The sequence below is a fragment of the Dietzia sp. DQ11-38-2 genome (assembly GCF_014145055.1).
In the GTDB taxonomy this organism is placed as follows: Bacteria; Actinomycetota; Actinomycetes; order Mycobacteriales; family Mycobacteriaceae; genus Dietzia.
Map to the genome: position 1 here is coordinate 1 of NZ_JAALDW010000324.1, position 3,724 is coordinate 3,724.

At 70.4% G+C, this 3,724-nt stretch carries 5 protein-coding genes; 2 read left to right on the top strand and 3 right to left on the bottom strand.

Going from position 1 to position 3,724, the window contains the following annotated elements; genetic code table 11:
* Positions 1-823, top strand: an 823-nt coding sequence (locus G6026_RS11395; RefSeq protein ID WP_182613241.1) for an ABC transporter permease, incomplete at its 5' end; no start/stop codon positions are given.
* 30 nt (positions 824-853) lie between these two features.
* Here the strand turns inward: G6026_RS11395 and G6026_RS11400 are convergent.
* Positions 854-1,546, bottom strand: a complete 693-nt coding sequence (locus G6026_RS11400) for a response regulator transcription factor (RefSeq protein ID WP_107757611.1) — start codon at positions 1,544-1,546, stop codon at positions 854-856.
* A gap of 47 nt (positions 1,547-1,593) precedes the next feature.
* Positions 1,594-2,436: a serine O-acetyltransferase gene (locus G6026_RS11405; RefSeq protein ID WP_107757612.1), complete on the bottom strand. Its 843-nt coding sequence runs from the start codon at positions 2,434-2,436 to the stop codon at positions 1,594-1,596.
* Positions 2,437-2,554: 118 nt separating this feature from the next.
* On the opposite strand from G6026_RS11405, the gene G6026_RS11410 reads away from it, so the two are divergent.
* Positions 2,555-2,878 (top strand): putative quinol monooxygenase, encoded by a 324-nt coding sequence (locus G6026_RS11410; RefSeq protein WP_107757613.1) that lies wholly within the window; start codon positions 2,555-2,557, stop codon positions 2,876-2,878.
* 99 nt (positions 2,879-2,977) lie between these two features.
* Here the strand turns inward: G6026_RS11410 and G6026_RS11415 are convergent.
* The coding region (locus tag G6026_RS11415) for a DUF1906 domain-containing protein (protein WP_182613242.1) at positions 2,978-3,724 on the bottom strand (747 nt) is incomplete at its 5' end.

Consider the following 3,724-nt stretch of genomic DNA (forward strand, 5'->3'; position numbering starts at 1 on the left):
CGGGGTCGACCCCGGCATCGCCGCCGCGGTGGGTTCCGTGGTCGCCGCCGACGCGCTCGAGCGCAACGCGGCGGCCGTGGGCGCCACCGTCTCCGAGCTGACCGCCGGGTCCGTCGTCGAGGAACGACTGCTCGACCCGGACGGGGCGGCGAACGAGGGCGTCCAGCTCGTCGCCGGGTTCGTCTTCGTCTTCCTCTTCTACATGGCCGCGATCCTCTTCGGTTACGCCATCGCCAACAGTGTCGTGGAGGAGAAGCAGTCGAGGATCGTCGAGATCCTCGCCGCCGCCATCCCGTTGCGCCAACTGCTCGTCGGCAAGGTCGTCGGCGCCACGGCGCTCGCACTGGGGCAGATGGCGATCTTCGTGGCCATCGGACTGATCGGTCTGACGTTCACCGACTACTCGGCACTCCTGCCCTCCGTAGCCGGCGCCGCGGGCTGGTACCTGGTGCTGTTCGTGATCGGCTTCGTGGCACTGGCCTGCCTGTTCGCCGTCGCCGGGGCGCTGGCCACCCGGGCGGAGGACGTCCAGTCCACCTCATCCCCCCTGCTCACCCTCATCATGATCGCGTCCTTCGCGGGACTGTTCCTCCAGGGCACGTGGCAGGTGATCGGCTCGTACGTGCCGATCATGTCGACCGTGACGATGCCGATCCGTCTGGTCGAGGGGACGGCCCACTGGTGGGAGCCGGTCATCGCCGCGGTGATCACCCTGATCGCCGCCGGGGCCGTGATGGTGGTCGCGGAACGGGTCTACCGGCGGTCGATCATGCAGACCGGCGGCAAGTTGACCTACCGCCAGGCGCTGGCGCTGACCGAGTAATCAGGGCCGGGGGCCGGGGGCCGGGGGCGGTCAGCCCTCGGCCCCCGCCACCGCGCTGTCCACCAGTCGATAACCCTGCCCGCGCACGGTCTCGATCGATCGGGCGCCGAAGGGGGTGTCGATCTTCCGGCGGAGATACCCCACGTAGACCTCCACGATGTTGTCGTCGCCGTCGTACGCGGCATCCCACACCGCCCGCAGGATCTGGGGCTTGGACACGACCTGGTTCCGGTTCCGGATGAGGTACTCCAGCACCGCGTACTCCCGCGCCGTCACCGGTATCCGCTCGGGGCCCCGACGCACCTCCCGTGCGGCGGGATCGACCTCGAGGTCACCTGCGACGAACGAGACGGGCCGCTCGGGGGCCCCTCGCCTGACCAGCGCCCTGAGCCTGGCCTCCAGGACGACGAACGAGAACGGTTTGACCAGGTAGTCGTCGGCGCCCAGGTCGAACGCGTCCGCCTCGTCGTACTCCCCGTCCTTGGCGGTGAGCATGAGCACGGGGGTCCAGATCTCGCGGCGACGCATCTCGCGCACCACCTCGTAGCCACTGCGCCGCGGCATCATGATGTCGAGGACCACCACGTCGAAGTCGCCCTCGGAGGCCATCTCGAGGCCGGTCTCCCCGTCCGGGGCCGTCTCGACCGCCCATCCCCCGGCGGCGAGCCCACGCCGGACGCTCTCGAGGAGCGCCGGTTCGTCGTCGACCACGAGTACCCGCATGCAGTGCCCTCCGCCCGAATCCCGTTCGCCCGAGTGGACCGCGACGCCTACTCGGCGGCCGGGTCGATGTCGTGGTCCATCTGGTCGGCGGGGACCAACGAATCCGCATGACGCCGGACCACCTTGGCCGGCACCCCGGCGACGGTCGTGTGCGGCGGCACCCGGTCCAGCACCACCGATCCGGCGGCCACCCGCGAGCAGTCGCCCACGTGCACGTTGCCCAACACGATGGACCCGGCCGACAGCAGCACTCCCGAGCCGATCTTGGGGTGGCGGTCTCCGTCCTCGTTGCCGGTCCCCCCGAGCGTGACCCCCTGGAGGATCGAGACGCCGTCACCGATCACGCAGGTCTCGCCCACGACGATGCCGGTGGCGTGGTCCACCAGGATCCCGGAGCCCACGCGCGCCGCCGGATGGATGTCCATGGCGAAGACCTCGGAGACCCGACTCTGGAGGAACGAGGCCGCCATCACCCGTCCCGACCTCCACATCTCGTGCGCGACACGGTGGATCTGCAGCCCGAGGAAACCCTTGGCGAACAGGTAGGGCACCAGGTAGTTGGGATAGGCCGGGTTGCGCTCGAAGCTCACCACGAGATCCGCGGCGACCGCCTCCAGCACGTGCGGATGGTCGACCAGGACCGCCCGGATCTCCTTCTCCAGGACGTGCCGGCCGATCTCGGGGGTCGCGATCCGCGAGGCCGCGAGCCGAGCGAGGGATTCCCCCAGATCGTCGCACCCGTCGACCAGATCCAGGACGAGCCCCGCGATGAGGGGCTCGTCGCGGCTCTGCGTGGCGTCCACGGACAACCGATCCCACACGGCACGGACGGAGGCGTCGGCTTCCGTCTGCGGGACGCAGGGGTTCTCGATGCTCAGCTCGATGGTCACCCGGTACAGGGTAGGCCCGTTCCGCTCTGCTGGTCGAGTCACCTCGCCGATCCGGTACGGCACGCACGGCACCCGACGCCGGTCGCACCGGTCCCGCCGTCTCGGGCAGGATGGGGTCATGATGCTCATCAACGTGGTATTCGACGTCAAGCCCGAGTACGCCGACTCGTGGCTCGAGATCACCCGTGACTTCACCGAGGCCACCAGGGCCGAACCCGGCAACCTGTGGTTCGACTGGTACCGCTCGCCCGACGCCCCGACCACCTTCCTGCTCTGCGAGGCGTTCCGGGACGGGGACGCTCCCGCCGAACACGTCGGGTCGTCCCACTTCACGGAGTTCACCGGCTCCGCAGCGCGGTATCTCCAGCGCACCCCGCGGATCATCAACACGACGGCCGAGGGCGAGCAGTGGGGGACGATGGGCGAGATCACCGTCGACTAGCCGGACCGGGTGGCGACCCGCCGCCCGGCCGGGCGTGCGCTGCGACCGGGCCGTGGTGAGAGCGGGCCGTGGTGCGAGTGGGCCGTGGTGCGAGTGGACTCAGCCCACGCTGCCCAGTGCGGCGCCGAGGAGGGCGGCCGGGTCCGTCGGCCACCACTGGCCGTAGTCGATCGCGTAGACGCGGTTGAGGTCCGAGACCACACCCCCGACCGTCACCTGCTGGCGGATCGGGAGCTGATGAATCGTGGCGCTGGGGTTGAGGCGCCCCCCGGAGCCCCAGTCGTGCTGCCAGAAGTACTGGCCCAGTCCACGCTGGCGGCACCAGTCGATGGTCGGGGCGTTGGCGTACACGCCGAGTTTCATCCCCGCACCGTGCAGGTGGACGCGCCAGCGCTCGAGGTACGGGGCGATCTGGTTGTCGAACTGCCACCGGGTGGGGTTGTCGTCGATGGCCACGTACATGGGCACACCGCTGGGTCCGCCCGCCGACCGGTGGATACCGAGTCCGATCGGGGCGTGGCGGTCGCCGCCCGCGGCGCCCTCCTTCCAGTCGGCCGTGGTGTCCCTGCCGAACTGGTAACAGGAGACCATGTTGAGTCCGTGCGCCCGGAAGTCGTCGACCTCACGACGCAGGAGCGGCTTGCCGGTCATCCACTCGGCCCCGGGACGGCGGTTCGAGCAGTACCGCACCGCGCCCATGTGACCGGCCGCCCGGACGGACGCGGCCGACGGCGGGCCCGACGCGTAGTCCAGCAGGGTGCCGATCGGGACCCCTGCGCCCGCACCGGGGAGCGCGCCGAGCGGTTCGGGAATGGATGACTGGGCACCGGCCGCAGGGGTGAGGCC

Coding starts and splice junctions, on each gene's coding strand:
- G6026_RS11400 (WP_107757611.1), bottom strand. CDS start 1,546: ATGCGGGTACTCGTGGTCGACGACGAACCGGCGCTCCTCGAGAGCGTC.
- G6026_RS11410 (WP_107757613.1), top strand. CDS start 2,555: ATGATGCTCATCAACGTGGTATTCGACGTCAAGCCCGAGTACGCCGAC.